The 22703-nt window shown below is 34.1% G+C and carries 16 protein-coding genes and 3 pseudogenes; 13 read left to right on the top strand and 6 right to left on the bottom strand.

The features are described from left to right. Positions 1-13 precede the first annotated feature (13 nt). From allE to CD032_RS02330, 9 genes and pseudogenes are all read left to right on the top strand, one after another. Positions 14-802: a (S)-ureidoglycine aminohydrolase gene (allE, locus tag CD032_RS02365; RefSeq protein ID WP_019469935.1), complete on the top strand. Its 789-nt coding sequence runs from the start codon at positions 14-16 to the stop codon at positions 800-802. A 15-nt stretch (positions 803-817) separates the two neighbouring features. After that, entirely contained in the window at positions 818-1849 is a 1032-nt protein-coding gene (allD, locus tag CD032_RS02360; protein WP_019469936.1) for an ureidoglycolate dehydrogenase, read from the top strand. A gap of 156 nt (positions 1850-2005) precedes the next feature. After that, complete coding sequence (gene allD, locus CD032_RS02355; protein ID WP_040029838.1) at positions 2006-3055, top strand: ureidoglycolate dehydrogenase; 1050 nt, start codon at positions 2006-2008, stop codon at positions 3053-3055. A 15-nt stretch (positions 3056-3070) separates the two neighbouring features. Beyond that, positions 3071-4831, top strand: coding sequence for an acyl-CoA synthetase FdrA (locus CD032_RS02350; protein ID WP_103211146.1), 1761 nt, complete (start codon positions 3071-3073; stop codon positions 4829-4831). A 1-nt stretch (position 4832) separates the two neighbouring features. After that, positions 4833-6098 (top strand): annotated as a pseudogene (locus tag CD032_RS02345) (YlbE family protein). Further along, a complete protein-coding gene (locus CD032_RS13250; RefSeq protein WP_231912217.1) occupies positions 6095-6319 on the top strand; it encodes a hypothetical protein in 225 nt (74 codons plus the stop codon). The pseudogene CD032_RS02345 and the gene CD032_RS13250 overlap by 4 nt, the downstream one beginning before the upstream one ends. 66 nt (positions 6320-6385) lie before the next feature. Continuing rightward, entirely contained in the window at positions 6386-6865 is a 480-nt protein-coding gene (locus CD032_RS13245; RefSeq protein WP_231912216.1) for an oxamate carbamoyltransferase subunit AllH family protein, read from the top strand. A gap of 13 nt (positions 6866-6878) precedes the next feature. After that, positions 6879-7829, top strand: a pseudogene (gene arcC, locus CD032_RS02335) (carbamate kinase). A gap of 112 nt (positions 7830-7941) precedes the next feature. Beyond that, on the top strand, positions 7942-9153 hold the full coding sequence (locus CD032_RS02330) for a CynX/NimT family MFS transporter (RefSeq protein WP_019469942.1): 1212 nt from the start codon (positions 7942-7944) through the stop codon (positions 9151-9153). A 93-nt stretch (positions 9154-9246) separates the two neighbouring features. Here CD032_RS02330 and CD032_RS13635 read toward each other — a convergent pair. After that, positions 9247-10476: pseudogene (locus CD032_RS13635) on the bottom strand (pyridoxal-phosphate-dependent aminotransferase family protein). Positions 10477-10939: 463 nt separating this feature from the next. Between CD032_RS13635 and CD032_RS02320 the strand changes: the two are divergent. Beyond that, the gene (locus CD032_RS02320; RefSeq protein WP_019469943.1) at positions 10940-11680 is read left to right on the top strand and encodes an alpha/beta hydrolase; all 741 of its coding nucleotides are present in this window, start codon (positions 10940-10942) and stop codon (positions 11678-11680) included. 76 nt (positions 11681-11756) lie between these two features. On the opposite strand, the gene CD032_RS02315 is transcribed toward CD032_RS02320, so the two are convergent. Beyond that, positions 11757-12128 carry an iron chaperone gene (locus tag CD032_RS02315; RefSeq protein WP_019469944.1) on the bottom strand — a complete coding sequence of 124 codons (372 nt, stop codon included), beginning with the start codon at positions 12126-12128 and terminating at the stop codon, positions 11757-11759. A 264-nt stretch (positions 12129-12392) separates the two neighbouring features. Then, the gene (gene brnQ, locus CD032_RS02310) at positions 12393-13697 is read right to left on the bottom strand and encodes a branched-chain amino acid transport system II carrier protein (RefSeq protein ID WP_019469945.1); all 1305 of its coding nucleotides are present in this window, start codon (positions 13695-13697) and stop codon (positions 12393-12395) included. 279 nt (positions 13698-13976) lie between these two features. Here brnQ and CD032_RS02305 point away from each other — a divergent pair, with 279 nt between their 5' ends. Further along, a complete protein-coding gene (locus tag CD032_RS02305) occupies positions 13977-15305 on the top strand; it encodes a sodium-dependent transporter (protein ID WP_019469946.1) in 1329 nt (442 codons plus the stop codon). A 376-nt stretch (positions 15306-15681) separates the two neighbouring features. After that, positions 15682-17877: a YSIRK-targeted triacylglycerol lipase gene (lip, locus tag CD032_RS02300; RefSeq protein WP_103211145.1), complete on the top strand. Its 2196-nt coding sequence runs from the start codon at positions 15682-15684 to the stop codon at positions 17875-17877. 850 nt (positions 17878-18727) lie between these two features. Here lip and CD032_RS02295 read toward each other — a convergent pair. After that, complete coding sequence (locus tag CD032_RS02295) at positions 18728-19501, bottom strand: AraC family transcriptional regulator (RefSeq protein WP_026034736.1); 774 nt, start codon at positions 19499-19501, stop codon at positions 18728-18730. A 23-nt stretch (positions 19502-19524) separates the two neighbouring features. Next, positions 19525-20097, bottom strand: coding sequence for a LysE family translocator (locus CD032_RS02290; RefSeq protein WP_103211144.1), 573 nt, complete (start codon positions 20095-20097; stop codon positions 19525-19527). Between the two features lie 197 nt (positions 20098-20294). Between CD032_RS02290 and CD032_RS02285 the strand changes: the two genes are divergently transcribed. After that, positions 20295-20702, top strand: coding sequence for a DUF2000 domain-containing protein (locus tag CD032_RS02285; RefSeq protein ID WP_019467868.1), 408 nt, complete (start codon positions 20295-20297; stop codon positions 20700-20702). Between the two features lie 122 nt (positions 20703-20824). Here CD032_RS02285 and ilvD read toward each other — a convergent pair whose 3' ends face one another. Beyond that, positions 20825-22525, bottom strand: coding sequence for a dihydroxy-acid dehydratase (ilvD, locus tag CD032_RS02280; RefSeq protein ID WP_019467867.1), 1701 nt, complete (start codon positions 22523-22525; stop codon positions 20825-20827). Positions 22526-22703 lie beyond the last annotated feature (178 nt).

Here is a 22703-nt window from a genome sequence, read left to right as displayed (position 1 = left end):
GAGCATTTTATTTATGGGTTATATTAATCATAATCAAGGATATAGAGAAGGTTTATTAGAAACACGTTCAGTAATTAAAAAAGATAACTACGCAGTCATCACACCAGACGGTTTAGTAAATAACGTTGTGCCTGGTTTTGAAGACTGTGACGTAACGATTTTAGGTTCACCGAGACTTGGTGCACGCTTTGTAGACTACCTTGTAACATTGAAAAATCAAGGTGGTAATAGACAAGGGTTTGGTGGAGATGGTGTTCAGACATTCATCTATGTTGAATACGGAAACATCAATGCGTATGCAGATGATAAAAAATACGAATCGAGTGCAGGTGGTTATTTATATGTACCATCTCATCAAGTAATGACATTTGAAAATAGCAATCAAAATAACGACAGTCGAGTGTTCTTATATAAAAAACGTTATCAACCTTTAGAAGGTTATACGCCAGAAGTTGTAACTGGAAACGTTAATGATATGGTACAAGAACCATACGAAGGCATGGAAGAAGTGAAAATTCTTGATTTGCTACCAAAAGAATTAGCATATGATATGAATATTCACATCTTGTCATTTAAACCAGGCGCTTCACACGGTTATATTGAAACACACGTTCAAGAACATGGGGCTTATGTATTAAGTGGACGTGGCATGTACAACTTAGACAACGAATGGCAACCAGTTGATAAAGGTGATTACATCTTTATGGGTGCTTATGCACCACAAGCAACTTATGCTGTTGGTTTAGACGAACCATTCGCTTACATCTATTCCAAGGATGCAAATAGAGATATAGAAATTTAAGGAAGGTTGTTAGTCATGGAAGAGGGAGCATTAATATACGTCGAACGTGGTAAACTACGCCAATTATTTAAAGAGAAATTAACACATGCAGGTTTACCTGACGCGCAAGCTGAAAAAACAGCAGATCTCATGATATTTGCTGACGAGCGAGGCATTCATTCACATGGCTCAGTTCGAATGCAGTATTATACAGAACGAATTGCTAAAAAAGGTTTTAATTTGGAACCAGATTTGAAATTTACGAAGACTGGTCCTTCAGCAGGCACATATTTCGGCGATAATGCTGTTGGCCATTATGTTGCATATCAAGCGATGGAAGAAGCCATTAATTTAGCAAAATCCAGTGGTATCGGTATGGTAGGTATTCAAGAGATGGGGCATAGTGGTGCCATTGGCTATTTTGCAGAACAAGCTGCAAAACAAGGCATGGTTGCATTAACCGTATGCCAATCTGACCCGATGGTCGTACCATTTGGTGGTACAGAACCTTATTTTGGTACGAATCCAATCGCCTTTGCGTCACCACGAAAAAATGGTGAGCCCATATTGTTTGATATGGCAACAACGGTACAAGCGTGGGGGAAAATATTAGATGCACGCTCAAAACACAAATCAATACCTGATACATGGGCAGTGGACAAACAAGGTGAACCTACTACAAATCCTTTTGAAGTAGCTGCATTATTACCTGTAGCTGGGCCAAAAGGTTACGGTTTGATGATGATGGTAGATATATTAGCGGGCAGCTTATTAGGTTTGCCATTTGGTAAGCATGTCACTTCGATGTATGAAGATTTAAGTCAATATCGTAGATTAGGACAATTTCATATCGTGATTAATCCAGCATATTTTGCTGATGAAGCACAATTTTTAACACGAGTTTCTGACATGGTAGACGAGTTACATGGTGTTAAACCAGCCAAAGGTTTTGATCAAGTGTATTACCCAGGTGAGATTCAAGAAGAAGTTAAAAAACAATATGCAGAGCGTGGTATTCCAGTTGCTCAAGAGATTTATGATTATTTAATATCTGATGACATATATTAAGAAGTCATAAAAAGAAGTGAACGAGATAATTTAATGTAATAAATGGTGACTTACGACATTTAGCATGGTGCGTCTTTAGTAACTTCTTTTTTTACTGCTTGAAAACACATTTTATAGTGAAATAAAACACAATAATAGTAATAAGGAGGTTGTAATATGCGCGTTTCTAAAAATGATTTATTTGATTTAATGAAAAATAAACTTGTTAAAGCTGGATTAAATGAAGATGCTGCAAAGGATGTCGCTGATGTTTTGACTTTTGCAGACCATCGAGGTATTCATTCTCATGGTGCAGTCAGAGTGGAATATTATGCGGAACGTATTGCTAAGGGAGGTATTACTGCTAACCCTGAGTATCAATTTGAGCAAACGGGTCCTTCGACAGGTGTTTTTGAAGGCGATAATGGCCCTGGACATCAAGCTGCAAAACAAGCAATGGAAAAAGCAATTGAAATGGCCAAAAAAAATGGCGTGGCGGTTGTAGGTGTGAAACATATTTCTCATAGTGGTGCTTTAGGTTATTTCGTGGAAATGGCATCTAAAGCAAACATGGTTGGTTTAAGTATGTGTCAATCTGATCCAATGGTGGTACCTTTTGGTGGTACAGAGCCTTATTTTGGTACAAACCCAATTGCATTTAGTGCACCGTCAAATGATGAGCGTATCATTACATTTGATATGGCTACAACAGTACAAGCATGGGGTAAAGTGCTTGATGCTAGAGCTAAACATCAATCTATTCCAGATACATGGGCAGTAGATGCTAACGGTGAGCCAACAACAAATGCAAGAGATGTTCATGCACTTGTTCCAGTGGCGGGGCCGAAAGGTTACGGTTTGATGATGATGGTAGATATCTTGTCAGGAAGTCTGCTAGGTGTGCCACATGGTGTGCATGTTTCATCTATGTACAAAGATTTAACCAAAGGACGTGATCTTGGACAATTACACATCGTCATTAACCCTGCCTTCTTTACAGACTTAGACCAATTTAAATCACGTATTTCAACGATGTTAGATGAATTGAAAGCTCAACCAGCTGCTGAAGGATATGGAGAAATATTCTATCCATGTGAACGTGGACGCTTACGTAGTGAAAAATACGATGAAAAAGGCATTGAAATTGTTGATGAAATTTACAATTACTTAGTGTCAGAAGACGTACACTTTGATCGTTATCACGGAAAAAATAGATTTGCAGAATAATAACGGAGGAATATTATGTTATACACAATAATTAAAGAAAACACGTACCAAGATTCGATTGTCTTAATGTTATTATCGAATAAATTATCTGCGATTGATGGTGTGAACCAAGTATCAATTATGATGGGGACGCCTGCCAATAAAGACATTTTCAAATCATCAGGATTTGATACTGCAGAATTAGACAATGCGAAACCAAACGATATCGTAGTCATCGTAGATACAGATGATGAATCAAAAGTTGATGAAGTTAATGAACAAGTAGATGCAGAACTCAAAGGTAAAGGTGAAGAGGATGACAAGTCTAAAAAACAAGACGAAGCTTCAAACTGGAATCGTGCTTTAGAGTTAGCAAACAATCCTAACTTGGCATTAATTTCAATCCCTGGTCAATATGCAGCGATGGAAGCTGAAAATGCTTTAAAAAACAATTTAAACGTATTTATGTTTAGCGATAATGTTGCTAAATCAGACGAAGTACGTTTAAAACAAATGGCGCATGAAAAAGGATTATTAGTGATGGGGCCTGACTGTGGTACAGGTATTATCCATAGCTTACCACTTGCTTTCACAAACACAGTGAACGAAGGTGACATTGGTGTTATTGGTGCTTCAGGTACAGGAATCCAAGAAGTGACAACAATCATTGACCGTGAAGGAAAAGGTGTGACTAACGCAATCGGTACTGGCGGACGTGACCTATCAACTGAAGTTGGTGCAATCACGATGTTAGATAGTATTAAAGCGTTAAATGCAGATCCTAAGGTTAAAGTCATTACTGTTATTTCTAAACCACCAGCTAAAGAAGTCGAAGAAAAAGTATTAAATCTTCTACGTAATATTAAAAAACCTGTTGTTACCTTATTCTTAGGTTCTAAACCAACTTATACTGAAGAAAATATCTACCATGCATATACATTAGAAGAAGCGGCACGCGTATCTGTTCAACTGTCTAATGATGAAACGCCACAATTCAAACCAACATTTAAAGAAAATCTTGGTATTGAATTTGCTGACAACCAAGATGGCATCAAAGGATATTATTCAGGTGGTACTTTAGCTTCAGAAGCAGCTATGTTAGTTAAAGATACTTTAGGTGACGCTTCAGGCGAAGTAACACCAGAAGGTTTCTCATATAAAGGTGGAAACCATGAAATCATCGACTTGGGCGATGACATTTATACACAAGGTAGACCGCATCCAATGATTGATCCATCCAAACGTATTGAAATGTTAGAAACTTCTTCTGATGATCCTTCAACTGCTGTAATTATGTTAGATAATGTCATAGGTTATGGTAGTCATGATGATATGGCTAGTGAACTTGCGCCGACAATAAAAACGATTTTAGAAAAAGTTAAAGCCAACGGTCGTTCATTAGCGGATCTTGCTACAGTTGTCGGTACGCAACATGACCACCAGGGATATGATAATCAAGTTAAAACGTTAACAGAAGCTGGCGCCATTGTTTGTGAAACAAATGATCAAATGGTGCGTACTGCACTTAACTTAGTTGGTAGTAATGTAGCTCAACCAAAATTAGCAACGAAATCATTTGATTCAGAACCGGTTGATTTAGCTGTCGATGAAAAAATAATGAATTTAATAAACATGAAACCAAGTGTAATTAATATTGGATTGAAGAGCTTTACTGAAGCAATCCAAGCAAGTGATGCACCAGTCGTTCAATTCAACTGGCGCCCAATTGCAGGTGGAGATGAAAAATTAATGAAAGTACTGCAATTCTTAAACAATTATGAAGGAGAGATGGTATAAAATGGCTTATAAAACAATAGATGAAGCTAACCAAGCAGTCATTGATAAGATGATTGCAGCAGCACCATTTTTAGTAGATGTAGTGCCAGCCAAATCTAAAATTCCTGAACTCAAAGAAAATGTATTATTACATGCTGGTCCACCAATTAAATATGAAAATATGACAGATCCTATGCAAGGTTCTTGTGTCGGTGCAATCCTTTTTGAAGGATGGGCAGATAATGAACAAGATGCACGTAAATTGTTAGAAGAAGGTCAAATTACTTTCATCCCGTGTCACCATGTCAATGCAGTTGGTCCAATGGGTGGTATTACTTCAGCTAACATGCCTGTACTTGTTGTGGAAAATAGAGAGACGGGTAACGAAGCATATTGCCAAATGAACGAAGGTATCGGTGCAGTATTACGTTTCGGTGCTTATAATGATACAGTAGTAAATCGTCTTCACTGGATGAAAGATGTTTTAGGACCAGTATTAAGCAAAGCATTACACAAAATGAACGATGGCTTAAATGTTAATGTATTAATCGCTAAAGCAATTGCAATGGGTGATGAATTCCACCAACGTAATATTGCAGCTTCATTAGCTTTCTTAAAAGAAGTTGCGCCTATTATCTCTTCGTTAGAGGATGTTGAAGCAGAAAAACGTACAGAGGTGCTACAATTCTTAGCTGATACAGACCAATTCTTCTTAAACGTAGCGATGGCTACAGGTAAAGCTATGATGGATGCAGCACGTACAATCGAACACGGTACAGTTGTAACAGCTATGTGTCGTAACGGTGAAAACTTCGGTATTCGCATCGCTGGTATGGGTGATGAATGGTTTACTGCACCAGTTAATACGCCTCATGGCTTATTCTTTACAGGCTATTCTGCTGAAGATGCTAATACTGATATCGGTGACTCTGCCATCACTGAAACAATCGGTGTTGGTGGTATGGCAATGATTGCTGCGCCAGCAGTAACTAGATTCGTTGGTACTGGTGGCTTTGATGATGCATTAGATATCAGCAATGAAATGACTGAAATTTGTATCGGTGAGAATCCAAACTTTGCCATTTCTACGTGGAACTTCAAAGGTGCTTGCTTAGGCATTGATGCACGTAAAGTCGTTGAAACAGGTATTACTCCAGTTATTAATACAGGTATTGCACATAAAATTGCTGGTTATGGTTAAATTGGTGCAGGTACAGTTCACCCACCGATTGAATGTTTCGAAAAAGCAATTACTGCATATGCAGAGAAATTAGGCTTTAAAGCTTGATTTTCCACGCAACAGCTATAGGCAATATTGCCAAGGAAATATTAACAAATCATCAAACTTTTTATGTGCATAGCATATTTAATAAAGGATTCAATATTGTTAATGATGCGCAAGAACTTATATTTATAGGTACCGATGAAAATGGCATGTTTCCATTTGGTATATTAATAGACCAACAAACGAAACGAAGTTTGTTAAATGAGATTTCCCTAAACCAATAAATCACTGTAGGTCCTAACACAATTCATATGAGTAAAACATGCCAACTTGTGTGGGATGTTGCATCATTGCCATTTAAAGACTTCGCTGAAAAGGTAAATAATGATGAACTAAAGCAAAATATATCGACATATGACTTTAAGATGTACGATGAAGGTGACTTTGACCGCCAAACAATGAGCCGAATCATACATGCACTTAAATATGAAGATGTTGAAACCGTAGAACAATATTACCGCTACCTCATTGGTAGAGGACAAGGACTTACGCCTTCTGGTGATGACATTCTAACTGGTATGTTGTTTATTCATTTTACCAATCCATATATTAGAAAACCAAATTTAGAAAAATTAAAACACCTACTTCATGAACCATTAACAACACTAGTAGGAGAAACCTTTTTAAAATGCGCACAACAAGGGTTGTTTAGTTCGAAAATATTAGAGTTACAACATGAACCGTCACTGGCAAACATTGATCGACTGCTTAAAGTAGGTTCGTCATCAGGAAGAGACACAGTATATGGCATGTTTGTAGCATTAACTTGAAGGAGTGAAACGTATGAGTAAGCGAGTTGTACTTGCTTTAGGTGGTAACGCTATTTTACAACCTAAACAAGAAGCGTCATACGACAACCAATATAAAAATGTGTTTGCTGCTACACGTAAAATGGCAGAGTTGAAAAAAATTGGACATAACATTGTCATTACACATGGTAATGGACCACAAGTCGGTAATATTATTGCTCAAAATGAAGCGGCAAAAGACGTTGTTGATCCACTTCCAATTAACGCTTGTAATGCTGAATCACAAGGATTCATCGGTTATATGATGGAAGAATCTTTAAAAAACCATTTGCATGCGTTAGACATTCAAAGTGATGTGGTAACATTATTAACAATGGTAGAAGTGGATAAAGATGACCAAGCATTTGATAATCCAACAAAACCGATTGGCGTATTTTTTGACGAAATTGAAGCAAAACGTCTAGAAGAAGCGCATGGTTTTGTGATGGTAGAAGATGCAGGTAGAGGCTACCGTCGTGTTGTTCCTTCACCAGAACCACTTGTGATTCACGGTGTAAATCAAATCAAAGCATTGATTGATCAAGCAATCGTTATTTCTTCTGGTGGCGGTGGTATACCAGTTTATCGTGATGAAAACGGAAGCATTCAAGGTGTTGAAGCGGTTATCGATAAAGACCGCTCTGGTTTGAAACTTGCGCAACAAGTTGAAGCAGATACATTCATGATGTTAACTGATGTCTCAAATGTTTGTGTGAACTTTGGTAAACCGAACGAAGAGAAATTAGCAACGATTTCAGTTGATCAAGCAAAAGCTTATGTTGCAGAGGGACAATTTCCTGCAGGAAGTATGTTACCTAAGATTGAAGCTGCGATTTAATTTGCTGAAATGGGTAAAGAAGCGATTATTTGTTCATTAGATGATGCAGTTGAAGCATTAGAGGGTAAAGCAGGTACACGTATTTTATTAAATGTTGATCAATCATAGATGAGTTCCTTAGAATCAATTATTTGCGAATCGTTCAAATGGTTTTCATTTGTTCGATTCGTTGTATTATTATATTAAAAGACTAAAAGACTTGGAAGAAAGGTGGTATAAGATGACTGAACCCTATCGCATACATAGAATCAAAGAAAATTGGGGCGTAATTTTAGCAATAGTGTTTATTGCTTCTACCTTACGTGCACCACTCACATCAGTAGGGCCTGTAGTTGATGAGATTAAGCATGTAATGGAAATTAATAACAGTGTTGCTGGCATCTTAACTACTATACCGCTCATTATTTTTGCGATTGTTTCTCCATTAGTATCGAGAGTAACCTCACGTTTAACAATGTCTCGTACAATTTTGTACTCTACAATATTACTGATTATTGGATTGTACTTACGTGTAGCTGGAGATTTTAGTTTATTCATTATTGGTACATTAGTATTAGGGATAGCAATTGCATTTGGTAACGTTGTATTACCTAGTTATGTGAAATGGTATTTTCCGATGCAAATTGGTATAGCTACGGGTATCTATAGTGGGACTATGAACTTTACAGCAGGCTTAGGTGGTGGACTGAGTTTCCCATTATCTCAAACACCGCTTGGTTTTAGGTTGTCATTGTCATTTTGGATTATTCTAGGGATTATCGCAATTATTTTGTGGATACCGAAAGCACGTAAAGGTGCAAAATTAGAAAAACAAACCATTGATGAAACACAAGTCAAACATCACAAAAAAGTTAATATTATCAAATCTAAATTAGCTTGGATGGTGGCTTTGACGATGGGCTTCCAATCCATGGTGTTCTATACTGTTGTTGCATGGGTACCATCGATATTAGTGGATAGAGGTGTGGATCCATCCACAGCAGGCTATTTATTAATGCTCAATCAATTTTCCCAAGTACCTATGACATTTTCATTTCCAATTATTGCATCTAAATTGAAAGACCAACGTATATTGGTCGTTATTATTACAATCTTATTCCTAACTGGTTTTGGCTTATTCTTTACACAGTCATTAGTATTACTTGTTATCGGTATGGTCATCGCTGGTTTAGCAATGGGCGCTTGTTTCAGTTTATGTATGACATTCTTTTCCATTCGTGCACGGACAAGTGATGGTAGTATTTCATTATCAGGATTTGGCCAATCAGTAGGATATTTAATCGCAGCGATTGGACCATTTTTAATTGGATACTTACATGATTACACAGGAAATTGGATATCAGGTATTATTGCATTATTGTTAATGTCACTACTATTCTTTATTTTTGGTTATCCAGCAGCTAAAAATAGAGTTGTAGAAGATGAATCGTAGAAAAGACTTAAATTTAAAAAGGTACGACACCAACGCTTTAGGTTTGGAGTTGTACCTTTTTGATTTATCTAATGAAAAGATGTGTTAAAAAGTTTATGATATTTCATTGTTATCATAGTGGTTTAAAAGTGTTTTAATCGCAGTTTCTAGGTCAAGATTTTTGATGTGGCCTTGGGAAATAAGGTGAGTTGCAAATGCAGCTAAAAAACGTTAAGATGTTCTGTTTTTGGATAGCATAGCCCATGATTCCGATTCTCCATATTTTACCTTTTAATTCTCCAAAGGAACCTGCAATTTCTATGCCATAATTTTTTAATAAACCATCTCTGAATGTTATATCATCTATACCATCAGGGAAATTAACGCATATCACCATTTTCATTTCGTTTGATTCATCGCCGTATATTTCTAGTCCTAATGCCTTCAAGGCTGCTTTTAAACCTTCTTGGTGAAAGGCATGACGTTGCGCACGTGCTTCCAGTCCTTCAGATAGTGCTAATCTTAGACCAGTATGAAGTGCATATATTGCAGTCGTTGCTTCAGTATGATGATTTAAACGTTTTGGCTCCAATAATCTTGTAATTGTGTTAAATCTAAATAATTGCTTCTAATAAAATGATCTGGTTCTGTGGTTTCAGTAGAACGAATGCCAAGTTCTACACGTTTGCGCGCATTGATGGCATCACTAAATCTATCGTTGAAAGTAATTGGGGTAATACCTGAAGGAATAGATAAACATTTTTGAGCGCCACCAATGACTGCGTCTAATTCCCACTCATCTACTGGAATAACCATACCTTGGTATGTAGCAACGGCATCTACAACAGAATATATCCCTCTTTCTTTACATGCTCGACCAAGTTGATCAATTGGTTGCAATCTACCAGTCGACGTTTCACCGTGGACAATAGCAAGTACTTTCGGTTGAATTTGATCTAGAGCTTCAATGATTTCTGACTGTTCAAATACCTCTCCCATTGGTTTATAAATGCTGTGGACAATACCACCAGCACGCGTAACCAGTTCAGCGAATAAATAGCCAAAACGTCCAATGACTGGGACTAAAACATCATCACCAGGTTTAACAATACTGGCAATTACAGCTTCTAAGCCAGCACGACTTGTGCCATCAATAGGAAATGACCACTGGTTTTTTGTTAAAAATGATTTACGGATTAGCGCCATCGTTTGATTCATAATATCTACAAATTCATAGTCAAATTGACCTAAGATAGAGTTTGACATTGCTTGTGAAACGCGGGGGTCTACGCTAACAGGGCCGGGTGTCATAATTAATCTTTTGTTGATTTTTAAATCATCCATATTTATTACCTCGTTTTCTTTAAATTGCGTCATTATATATTATAATATATTATACTTTATTAAAGCTGATATATATTCGCCAAAATCGATAATTATTTAACAATAATTTATCTGAATATTACAAAAATAAAGAAGTTTAATAGAAATTATCTTATATACTTGCATGTAGATAAAATGAATTTCCATAACTTCATTTTTTATAAATGTTTGAAAGAAGATACATAAAATTGTACACTATATAAGAATGCCAAGGGCATGCACACACTATGGGTTGCTGTGAGCATGCGCTTAGGCATGTTTCCAGACTTCCTCATAGAAGCAAGCTACTTCCTTTAAGGAAGTGGCTTGTATTTTTTACGATATTCACTTGAACAGTCTTGGTTTTTTAATAATCATATCTCTTTGTATCGTAACGATTTTCTATTACAATGTTGATGGATGTTAAAAGTTGGAGTGACAATGAATGATAAATGTAAAAGAACCTAATCCAATATTTTTGGAAAATGAATCTTCTGAACGTGCTGTATTGTTATTACATTCGTTTACAGGGACAATCAGAGATGTAAAATTATTAGCAACAAAATTAAATAAAGCGGGTTTTACCTGTTATGTTCCTGCTTATAAAGGACATGGTTTATTACTCGAATCATTGATTGCTTATGACGCAGAGGATTGGTGGCAAGATGCGTTAGAAGGGTATCAATTTTTAAAAGATAATGGCTATTCAAATATAAGTGTATGTGGCATATCGTTAGGTGGTATCTTGTCTTTAAAATTGGCAGAAGAAAAGCAAGTTAATTCTGTTGCAGTCATGTCGACACCGTTTAGTAAAGATGATGCAGGACTAGCGAGCAGGCTGGAATTTTATGGTGGACGTATGGGTAATTTAGTAGGTTTGTCTCAAGAAACAATTCAACAACAAATTGACCAAATTGAAAACTATACCACTGGATTTGATAAATTCAAAAAGCTTGTTGATGATGTGATGGCGAATTTAAACCGGATATCTGCTCCTATCGCTATAAAATTTGGTGAGCAGGATGAAAAAGTTTATGAAGTTAGTGCAAATTATATTTATGATCAAATTGCACATGAGGATAAAGAAATTCAAGGTTACGTTACTAGTAAACATTTAATGACGTATGGTGAAGGTCATTTAGAAGTAGAACAAGACATTATCGCATTTTTTGAAGATTATACATAAACCATGAAAATATTAAAAAAGATGATTTCTACTAAATGAAGTAGAAATCATCTTTTTTGTTTCAATATGTTTAAAATTAAGTTCTCCAAAATGTTGTACAATCCGCTTTGTCTTCGATATTGAATTGAATAATAGACTTCAATAAGTCATAGTTGACGTCTTGAGTCCATTTAATACGAAATAAATTATTGGTTTGTGAATATCCGGCTGCTTCAATTTGTTCCGTAAATTCAGCCATTCCTTTAGCTTCGGGTGCTACTGAGAAATGCTGTTTGGACTTACTAAAAGCGATAATAAACGTACCGTGATGCGTATACATCGGTTGATTCCATTTTACAGTTGTTTCGAGTTCAGGAAAAGTTTCAGAAATCCAATTAAAGATAGCTTCCATCGTGGCTGTTTGTTTGTCATTTTCCAGTGACTGTAAAAAGTCATTAAATTCAGTCATACAATATCTCCATCCTTAAAGTGTGAATTTTATGATATAGCGTAAGCGTATTATATCAATTACATGCAAATATATCACTTTATAGGCGAGTGAATTTAATCTAAATTTCCAATTTGAGTGTATCAACAGTTTATGATAATTTCAGAAATCCCTTTTTGGCATTTTGCTATGTTACATATAAAAAATACATCCCATATTTGAAGGGATGTATTGATGAGCATAGATATGTGTTGGCATATCGTTGGATTAACAATGCGCACTAACTTAAGTCATTTCAGTTTGCGATTTAGCATAAAAGAAATCGATGATGATACCGATTAGTAAACATACTATAAATGGTATCAACCATGCTAATTGGATATTCGCTAATGGGAAATGCGCATATACAACATTAAGTACTTTAATTAAATTAAAATCATTTAATATTTGTAATAAAGAAATAATCAATGTTGCAATCGTTGGTATGATAAAGCTATACTTCATTTCAAATGAGATAAATATACTCAATAACGAAATAAGTACTAATACGATAGATGTTGGATAAATAAATGTAAGTAATGGTACAGCAATTTCCAAAATAAGCTCTAATCCTAATGTAGAAACAATAAAACCTAATATTGAAAAGATAAGTACAAATAATTTATATGAAATTTTTGGTAATTTTTTCATTGCAAATGCAGAACAAGCATTTACAAGTCCAATACATGTTGTTAAACAAGCTAGTATCACAATAATCCCAAAAATTAAGTTTCCTAAAGCACCAAACACACGTAATGAGTTAAAAGTTAAAATATCTGTGCCATCTTTAAAGCCTGTCTGATCAGTTGTTGCGCCAACATAGGCTAAAGCAAAATAAATGATAAATAACAGTACAGCCGAAATAAAGCCAGCTTTCACAACATTTTTAACTAATAATTTTGGCTCATTAACACCATTTAATTTAAAACTTTGTACAATTACTACTGAAAAAGCGAGTGCAGCAACGAGATCCATTGTGAAATAACCTTCTAAGATACCTGACACAAGTGGAGTTTGCACAAAGTCGCCACCTGCATTACCGATTGAACCTTCAGGATTGATAATCACTAAAATACATAAAATAGCGATAATACATATTAAAATAGGTGTTAGGTATTTACCTAAATTATCTATGATTCGATTTGGATAAAGCGCAATCAAGTAAACAACTAAGAAAAAGACTGCTGAAAATATAATTAAAGTTAATTGGTTATGTACAGGTAAAACATTTTTTGTGCCAATTTCATAAGCGACATTTGCAGCACGTGGAATACCGTATAATGCGCCAATAGACGCGTAAATACAGATTGCAAAAATCGTACCAAATACTGGATGGACTTTGTTACCAATACTTTCAACGCCACCGTTCATATAAGCAACTACGATGACCGTTAAATACGGTAATAAAATACCGGTGATTGAAAATCCTATCATTGAAACCCACATATTTTCTTGAGCTGTATATCCTAACATAGGTGGAAATATTAGATTTCCGGCTCCAAAGAAAAATGAGAATAACATAAGACCGGAAATCAGTATGAGTCTATTCATTTTAATACCTCTATTATTTTTAAAATTATTTGTTGCAAAACATACATTAATATAACACAAAAGTTATATGAATTCAATGAAATTTCAGAAAATTAAATTATGTAAGAAGTTCAATTGAGTTGGTTTTGTATTGTCATATTAGTAAAGAAAACTGCAATATCAAGTGTTTTAATCAATTAACTATTGAGCTCAATTCAAAAAAATGTTATAGTAGTTTTCTATGTTACATGAACGCTTTAACGTAATAAAGAATAATAGGGTGTAAAGGATGTATGAACGATGCACAATGAATCACAATGGAAGTCTTCGCTCGGTTTTATATTGGCAAGTGCTGGATCCGCGATAGGGTTAGGCGCAATGTGGAAATTTCCATATATGGCAGGTATATATGGTGGTGGTGCTTTCTTATTAATGTTTTTAATATTCACATTGCTTGTAGGACTGCCATTATTAATGATGGAATTTACAGTAGGTAAAATGGGCAAAACGTATACTACTAAAATATATGAAAAATTAACAAATAAAAAATGGTTAAATATTATAGGTTGGAATGGTAATTTAGCTGTATTTATCTTGTTTGGCTTTTATAGTGTTATCGGTGGTTGGATTATCATATATATATTCAATGTATTACTTCAAATATTTTCGCTTAATGGTGATAAATTAGGTCACATAGCATTTGAATCAATTATTAGTAATCCATGGTTGACCATTACAGGCCAAGGAATATTTATCTTGTTAACGATGTTCATCGTAATGATGGGGGTTGAAAAAGGATTAGAAAAAGCATCTAAATTTATGATGCCGTTACTATTTATCTTCCTTATTATTATTGTTGTTAAATCGTTATCTTTAGATGGATCATTTGAAGGTTTGAAATATATATTACAACCACGAATAGAAGACATTTCAATAGAGGGTATTTTATTTGCCCTAGGCCAATCATTTTTTACACTTTCATTAGGAACAACAGGCATGATTACATATGCTAGTTATGCACCTAAAGAAATGACGATTAAAACTTCGGCTGTTTCGATTGTAGCGATGAACATTCTAGTATCAGTGTTGGCAGGTTTAGCAATATTCCCTGCGATTTCAGCTTTTGGCTATAGTCCGACTGAAGGTCCAGGCTTACTTTTTAAAGTGTTACCAAAAGTATTTGATCAAATGGCATATGGTCCAGGTTTCTATTTTATTTTCTTAATATTATTTTTATTTGCAGCACTAACTTCTTCAATTTCGTTACTTGAACTCAATGTGTCCAACTTTACTAAAAATGATAATTCGAAACGTAAATCTGTATCGTTTTATATAAGTATTCTTGTTTTTATCATAAGTATTCCTGCAACACTGTCTTTTGGAAGCTTAATTCATATAAAATTTGCAGCAGGAACTATTTTTGATAATATGGATTTCTTAGTTTCTAATATTTTAATGCCTTTGGGTGCGTTAGGAACAACACTTGTTGTAGGACAATTGCTCGATAAACAAGCATTAAAAGAACATTTTGGAAAAGATAAATTAAGATTGTTTATACCTTGGTATTATCTCATCAAATTTATCTTGCCAATCGTTATTATATTAATATTTGTCGTACAATTTTTATAGAAATTAAATAACATTAATTATTTGTCCCTTATCATATCAATGCAAAAATTGATTATTGATAAGGGATTTTTTGAATTATTTGTAAAGTGTAAATTAAGTTATTATAGTTTTATTTATATTGTTGACTATGTTTTATTTATTTAGTAAAGTCAAATTAAATTATTTATTTAAAAAATTGTTGTATTGTATCAATTGTTTTAAATAGATAATTTAATTTTTACAATTGTTTGAAAACGTTTTCTGAAAGGAGTGGTAGTTTATGAAAGAGATTTTTGGTAAATTTTTCGAATTAGTGCCACGCTTTATTTTAAATTTATTCGTTTAGCAAAAGGAAGTTTGTCATTAATTAAATTCTATTAACCAAGAGGTGTCTAGTATGGAACAGAAAAAAAACAAATATAGTATTCGTAAATTCACTTTTGGCGCATCATCTATATTGATTGGATCTTTACTATTTATAGGTGTAGACAGTGCGCAAGCTGCAGAAACAGATAAACAAACAAGTGAAATGAACTATCAAGACATTGGGGAAAATATTGGGGAAACAAATAGTGATAATGCTACTGGGGAAAGTGGTTTACCGGTTAATAAGAATGATAAACAAACTTCAGATAATCAAAGCTTACATAATGATACATTTACAACTGAAGCAGAAAACGAAAGTAACGAAAAAATCGACGTAGAAAATAATAATAACCAAACAAAAGACGTGGGATCAGAAGAAGTAGATCCGGAATACAACGAGCAAGATAAAGCAAAAGATGAGACATCAAAAGAAATAGATCCAGAATACAATAATCAAGATAAAACAAAAGGTGAAACATCAAAAGAAGTAGATCCAGAATACAACGAGCAAGATAAAACAAAGAATGAGACATCAAAAGAAGTAGATCCGGAATACAACGAGCAAGATAAAACAAAAGATGAAACATCCGAAGAAATAGATCCGGAATACAACGAGCAAGATAAAACAAAAGATGAAACATCCGAAGAAGTAGATCCGGAATACAACGAGCAAGATAATACAAAAGATGAAACATCCGAAGAAATAGATCCAGAATACAACGAACAAGATAAAGCAAAAGATGAGACATCCGAAGAAGTAGATCCGGAATACAACGAACAAGACAAAGCAAAGAATGAGACATCCGAAGAAGTAGATTCGGAATATAATGAGCAAGACAAAGCAAAAGAGATGAAAGTAAATGCAGATTCATCGCAATCAGAAGTTCAAAGTGATGTTAAATTTGGACAGTTAAAAAATGATGATTTAGTTAGTGAAGATCGTCAAAGCAATCAAAAGAACAACGATCAAGAAAAAAGTTTAGCTTTACTTAAGAAAAATGCAGTTGCTACAACAAATAATCAAGTGAATCAACAGAACGTCGAGAAAACTCAAACGCAACCTACAAAAAAAGCGAAACAAAGCCAATATAAAAACCAAGATCCTATTATCTTAGTGCATGGTTTTAATGGTTTTACAGATGATATTAAACCATCTGTTTTACCTCATTATTGGGGTGGAGACAAATTAAATATTCAACAAGACTTAGAACAAAAGGGTTACAATGCATATGAAGCAAGTATTGGTGCTTTAAGTAGTAATCATGATAGAGCAGTTGAATTATATTATTACATTAAAGGTGGCACAGTAGATTACGGTGCTGCACATGCTGAAAAATATGGACATGACCGTTATGGTAAAACATATGAAGGTGTATATAAAGATTGGCAACCAGGTCAAAAAGTTCATTTAGTCGGCCATAGCATGGGTGGACAAACCATTAGACAATTAGAAGAATATTTACGTAATGGTGATCCAGAAGAAATAGAGTATCAAAAACAACATGGTGGCGATATATCTCCAGTATTTCAAGGTAATAATGATAATATGATTAGTTCAATTACTACCTTAGCAACACCTCATAATGGTACACATGCAGCTGATCAACTAGGTAATGAAACGCTCATCAGACAAGTTGCATTTGATTATGCGAAACTAAAAGGTAATAAAAATTCTAAAGTTAGCTTTGGCTTAGAGCAATGGGGTTTAAAACAAAAAGACGATGAGACATATAATCAATATGTTGAACGGTTGAAAGATAGTAAATTATGGACGACAGATGATAATGGATTTTACGATTTAACAAGAGCAGGCGCAACTGAATTAAATAAAAAAACATCGTTAAATCCGAATATAGTTTATAAAACATATACTGGAGAATCTACAAGAGATGGTTTATTTGGTAGACAAAAATCAGATATTAACATGTATTTACCTATGGGAATAACAGGCAATGTTATTGGAAAAGCACCAGAAAAAGAGTGGCGTGTCAATGATGGACTTGTTTCAACAATTTCAGCATTACATCCATTTAACCAAGCATATGTAGAAGCATCGAATCAGGTTCAAAAAGGTGTTTGGCAAGTAACACCAATTATGCACGATTGGGATCATGCAGATTTTGTTGGCCAAGATAGTAATGATACGAAGCGTTCACAAGCAGAATTAAGCCAATTTTATGAAGGCATTGCTTCGGATTTAGTAAGAACTGAAAGTGCTGAAGCATAGTTAAAACGCTACGATTATATTTTATGAAGGTGAGGGAAAATGATGAGTGGAGACTTTTTTGATTTAGTAGGTTCATTATTCAATATATTGAAAACTTTATTTTCGTAAGTAATCAGAAATTGATAAACAAAACAATAATGTTTAACTAGCAATATATACTGAGTATGGTTTAAGCCAATTTTATATGATACATCAGAGCGAGGATAATTAATCAAAAGTTACACTTTGATTTTATCTTCGCTCATTTTTAGTTGCGTAAAATGCAGTGTGCTCTATTTTCTTGAAAACAATATTTGTCTAACGAAGAAAGATGAAAGGTGAATGATATGATTGAAAAAGAGAAGAAAGTGAAACAAGACGCTAAATATGCATGGGAATAATATCAATGAATTGTAATGTGCAACTATTGATTATGCTGTATATCAAAAAGAAAAGAGACTAATATATGTCGTATCAGTCTCTTTAAAGAGGTTAGAAATTATTTACCTGTGAATAAACCAACGATTTTTTTGATGATATCAATGATAAAGTCCATGTCCTTCACCTCACTTTAATTTGTTAACTTCACTATAAAAGAATTGTGCTAAATTTTGTTTGAAATTCCCTAAATAGTAATAAATTATTCCAAAATGGAAATTAATAAAAATATATAACAATAAAGCATTCAAAAGTGTATGAAAGATGATTTCATAATTATTTAAATTATAGAATTTTGCTTTCAAAGAAAAGTAACGGTTTCATTAATACAAAATTTCCATAGAAACAAAGCAAACGTCGTAAATCAAAAACATTGATGTCTTAACATCATAATATTATCAAATTTTGTGAAATTAACTATATTTAATAAAGTTTAAAAAGACTGAGCATAATTGTTTGCAGTGATACCGTATATTTTTTTGAATTGTCTATTTAAGTGTGTTAAATCAGAAAATCCTAATTCACTCACTGCTAAATGTATATCTTTATCTATTTCTATGATATTTTTTGCTTCTTCGATTTTACTGTTTAATAAAAATTGATAAGGTGTTATGCCAGTTTGTTCTTTAAAATATCGTATAAATTGAAATTTTGACATGCCGAATTCATGTGCTAAATCTGTAATTTTCAAATTTTCTTTTAACCCATAAAGTATTCTTCCCTTAATCTTACTAATATAGGCGTTACTTTCAACATGTTTCCTAATTGTAGATTGATTTACTAAATCATCTACAAGTTTGATTAATTGCTCATCTACAATTTCTTCTTCGTTTTCATGAAATATAGCATTCGCTAGATGATATACATCAGATTCAATTTTACTATTATAAATTACTGGTGTTGTAAATTGAATAGCTTCTTTACGTTCAGCTGCATCTAATAATACAGCTGGTTCAATATATAACATAATATATTCAAGGCCTGATTTATCATGAGCCATTCCATCATGTACTTGTTCTGGGTTAAATAACATAATACCGTCTTGGTATGAAAGTTGAAGCTTACCGTCTAAATGATAACGTTGTATTCCACTTTTCGTAACTCCAATTGCATATTCGCTATGCGAATGATTCTTATATGAAAAGTCAGTAATATTAGCAGACAAAGCAGTTATTCCGCCACTTTTTTTATAGATGAATTCTTCCATTTTTTCACCTTCTTTTAAGTCGTTTAAACCCATAACATAACAGCAGCATAAATCAAAAGTATACCTAAAACAACATTTAGGATTTTGCTATATTTTTGAAACATTTTATTAAATACAGCACCGAATATTACCCAAAGTATAAATGCTATAAATCCAATAGTACCTATGATAACTATACTTAGCAACAATAAATAATCTTCATTAAAATACGGTAGTACAAAGCTTGGAAAGACTGTTAAAGTGAATAAAATAACTTTAGGATTTATGAATTGTAGTAATAAACCAGAAAAGAATGAACCTTTTTCTTTTGAATGATCTTTTTTTGAGACATCTATGTTGAATATTTGGTATGCCAAGTAAAGCATATAAATAGTTCCTAAAATTTGTAAATAGATTATGATATTTGGAAGTATATTATTTAAAAAAGAGTTTAATATAGCAGAAATTGCCAGCAATAATAAAAAGCCAATTGTAGATCCATACGTAAATTTCATACCAGCTTTTATACCATAGTTTTGAACATTAGATAAAATAATGATGTTGGTTGGCCTGGGTGTCGCAGTAACAATAAAGCAATAAATAATAAAAGAAACCATACTCGCTATATACTCCTTAATGTTTAATTATTTTAATAGAGTATACTTAAATTAATATTTTATATAGGACATTATTGCAATAATAATTTTCCAAGAACTTAAGTTCTGCAATTATATACTATATAAAACACCTAAATATATCTACTCTTTAAGATGTAGCAAAATATTTGATACTACTTCAAAGGAGTAAGATAGTTATGGCGTTTGATACTAAAATTAAAATTGTATTGAGAGAAGACTTAGAAATGTGGCAAAAATTAAATGTAACTGCCTTCTTAATGAGTGGAATTGCTGGAACTCAAAATATTATTGGGGAACACTATGAAGATAAGGATAATGTACAATATTTACCAATGTCTCAGCAACCTATCATGATTCATTCATCAACGCAAGAACCTATGGTAGAGTTGCTACAAAAAGCTTTGAATAAAGATGTTGTTATCACAGTGTATACTGAAGAGTTATTCTTCACATATAACGACGCAGATAATCGTGCGGTAATTGCTAAATATAAAACAGAGGAATTACATCTTGTTGGCATTGGTATACGCGGTAAGAAAAATCATGTAGATAAATTATTTAAAGGATTTGCATTGCATAGCTAAATGAATTAAAGACGTTATCATAAAAAAGCAACGTACAATCTTTTATGTACGTTGCTTTTTTCATTTATGAGATTAAATTATACTCACAACACTAATTAAACAACTTAAACGAATGTTACTCATTAGTCAGTGATTGCGCCTTTTGAAGCAGATGATACGAGTTTGGCATATTTTGCTAATGTACCACGTGTTTCTTTTAGTGGTGGGGCTTGCCATGCATTACGACGACGTTCTAACTCTTCATCAGAAATATCAAAACTAATTTCTAAATTTTCAGCATCAATAGTAATGATATCGTCTTCTTGAAGTAATGCCATTGGGCCACCTGCTTGAGATTCTGGAGCAGCATGACCTACAACTAGACCATGTGAACCACCTGAAAAACGTCCATCTGTTAACAATGCAACAGATTCACCTAATCCTTTTCCTACCAAAATAGAAGAAGCTGACAGCATTTCTGGCATACCAGGTGCTCCTTTTGGTCCAGCATAGCGAATCACCACGACATCTCCAGGTTGAATATCATCATTGAGAATTGCTTTTGTCGCTGCAGGTTCTGAATCAAAAACTTTTGCAGGTCCTTTAATATAAGTAACACTTAAACCTGAAATTTTTGCTACTGCGCCCTCAGGTGCTAAATTACCTTTTAAAATAACAAGTGGCCCTGTAGGATGTTTAGGCTGATCAAAATTAATGATTGTTTTATCATCAGAAAGACTTGGTTGTTGTGCTAAGTTTTCTGCAACGGTTTTACCAGTAACTGTTAAACAATCACCATGGATTAACCCTTTTTCATGTAATAGTTTCATTACGCCTGGCACGCCACCAACTTCATCAAGATGTGCCATTACGTATTTGCCGCTTGGTCTTAAATCAGCAATATGCGGTACGCGTTTACGTATTTTTTCAAAATCATCAAGTGTTAAATCTACATCAATTGTATGTGCAATAGCTAGTAAATGTAAGATTGCATTTGTAGAGCCACCTAACGCCATGACAACAGTAATTGCATTTTCAAATGCTTCTTTGGTCATGATATCTTTAGGGTATATACCTTGCTCTAATAAATGATAAACAGCTTTCCCCGCTGCGCGACTATCTTTTGATTTGTTTGTTGATACAGCTGGGTGAGAAGCGCTTCCAGGCAAACTCATTCCCATAGCTTCAATAGCAGAGGACATTGTATTAGCAGTAAACATCCCACCACAAGCTCCGGCACCAGGACAAGCAGCGCACTCTACTTTATGTAATGCGGCTTTATCTATTTCTCCATTATTGTATTGTCCAACACCTTCAAAAGCAGATACAGCGTCTAAATCTTTGCCATTCAATTTCCCAGGTAATATAGTCCCACCATATACAAAGACGGCTGGTAAATTAAGACGAGCGATACCAATCATACAACCTGGCATGTTTTTGTCACAGCCACCGATTGCTACAACGCCGTCTAAATTCTCAGCACTGACTACGGACTCAATTGAATCAGCAATGATTTCACGGCTTGGCAGTGAGAAGCGCATGCCGTCAGTGCCCATGGAAATACCATCTGAAACTGTAATCGTATTAAAAATCAGTGGTGAACCACCTGCTTCGCTTATACCGCGTTTAGATGCACGAGCGAGACCGTCGATGTGCATATTACATGGTGTAACTTCACTCCATGTACTAGCAACACCAATCATAGGTTTTTCAACATCTTCGTCTTCAAAACCAAGTGCACGTAAATAAGATCGATTAGGTGTACGGCTTACACCTTCACTAATCACTTTGCTGCGGATTCGTAAATCTTTTGGTTGTCGATTTTGCGATTGTTCCTTGCTCAAATAATCCCCTCCAAAATAAAAAATCACATTATATTAAGAATAATCTGAAAAATTAAAAATAATTAGCACCTGATGTCATGACACTTAAGTGTTCGTACATATCACTGAATCGTTAAGTGACTTCGATACTTTTAAAATATAGTGAATTAGCTATACAAATGTATAGACATACACAATA

Origin of the sequence: Staphylococcus cohnii subsp. cohnii, assembly GCF_002902365.1 — a bacterium.
In the GTDB taxonomy this organism is placed as follows: domain Bacteria; phylum Bacillota; class Bacilli; order Staphylococcales; family Staphylococcaceae; genus Staphylococcus; species Staphylococcus cohnii.
The sequence above is the reverse complement of the archived record's forward strand: the minus strand, read 5'-3'. Positions and strand labels throughout refer to the sequence as shown.

Coding starts and splice junctions, on each gene's coding strand:
- CD032_RS02290 (WP_103211144.1), bottom strand. CDS start 20,097: ATGGTTTCTTTTATTATTTATTGCTTTATTGTTACTGCGACACCCAGG.
- CD032_RS02320 (WP_019469943.1), top strand. CDS start 10,940: ATGATAAATGTAAAAGAACCTAATCCAATATTTTTGGAAAATGAATCT.
- CD032_RS02305 (WP_019469946.1), top strand. CDS start 13,977: ATGCACAATGAATCACAATGGAAGTCTTCGCTCGGTTTTATATTGGCA.
- CD032_RS02315 (WP_019469944.1), bottom strand. CDS start 12,128: ATGACTGAATTTAATGACTTTTTACAGTCACTGGAAAATGACAAACAA.
- brnQ (WP_019469945.1), bottom strand. CDS start 13,697: ATGAATAGACTCATACTGATTTCCGGTCTTATGTTATTCTCATTTTTC.
- allE (WP_019469935.1), top strand. CDS start 14: ATGGGTTATATTAATCATAATCAAGGATATAGAGAAGGTTTATTAGAA.
- lip (WP_103211145.1), top strand. CDS start 15,682: ATGGAACAGAAAAAAAACAAATATAGTATTCGTAAATTCACTTTTGGC.
- CD032_RS02350 (WP_103211146.1), top strand. CDS start 3,071: ATGTTATACACAATAATTAAAGAAAACACGTACCAAGATTCGATTGTC.
- CD032_RS02330 (WP_019469942.1), top strand. CDS start 7,942: ATGACTGAACCCTATCGCATACATAGAATCAAAGAAAATTGGGGCGTA.
- CD032_RS02295 (WP_026034736.1), bottom strand. CDS start 19,501: ATGGAAGAATTCATCTATAAAAAAAGTGGCGGAATAACTGCTTTGTCT.
- allD (WP_040029838.1), top strand. CDS start 2,006: ATGCGCGTTTCTAAAAATGATTTATTTGATTTAATGAAAAATAAACTT.
- CD032_RS02285 (WP_019467868.1), top strand. CDS start 20,295: ATGGCGTTTGATACTAAAATTAAAATTGTATTGAGAGAAGACTTAGAA.
- allD (WP_019469936.1), top strand. CDS start 818: ATGGAAGAGGGAGCATTAATATACGTCGAACGTGGTAAACTACGCCAA.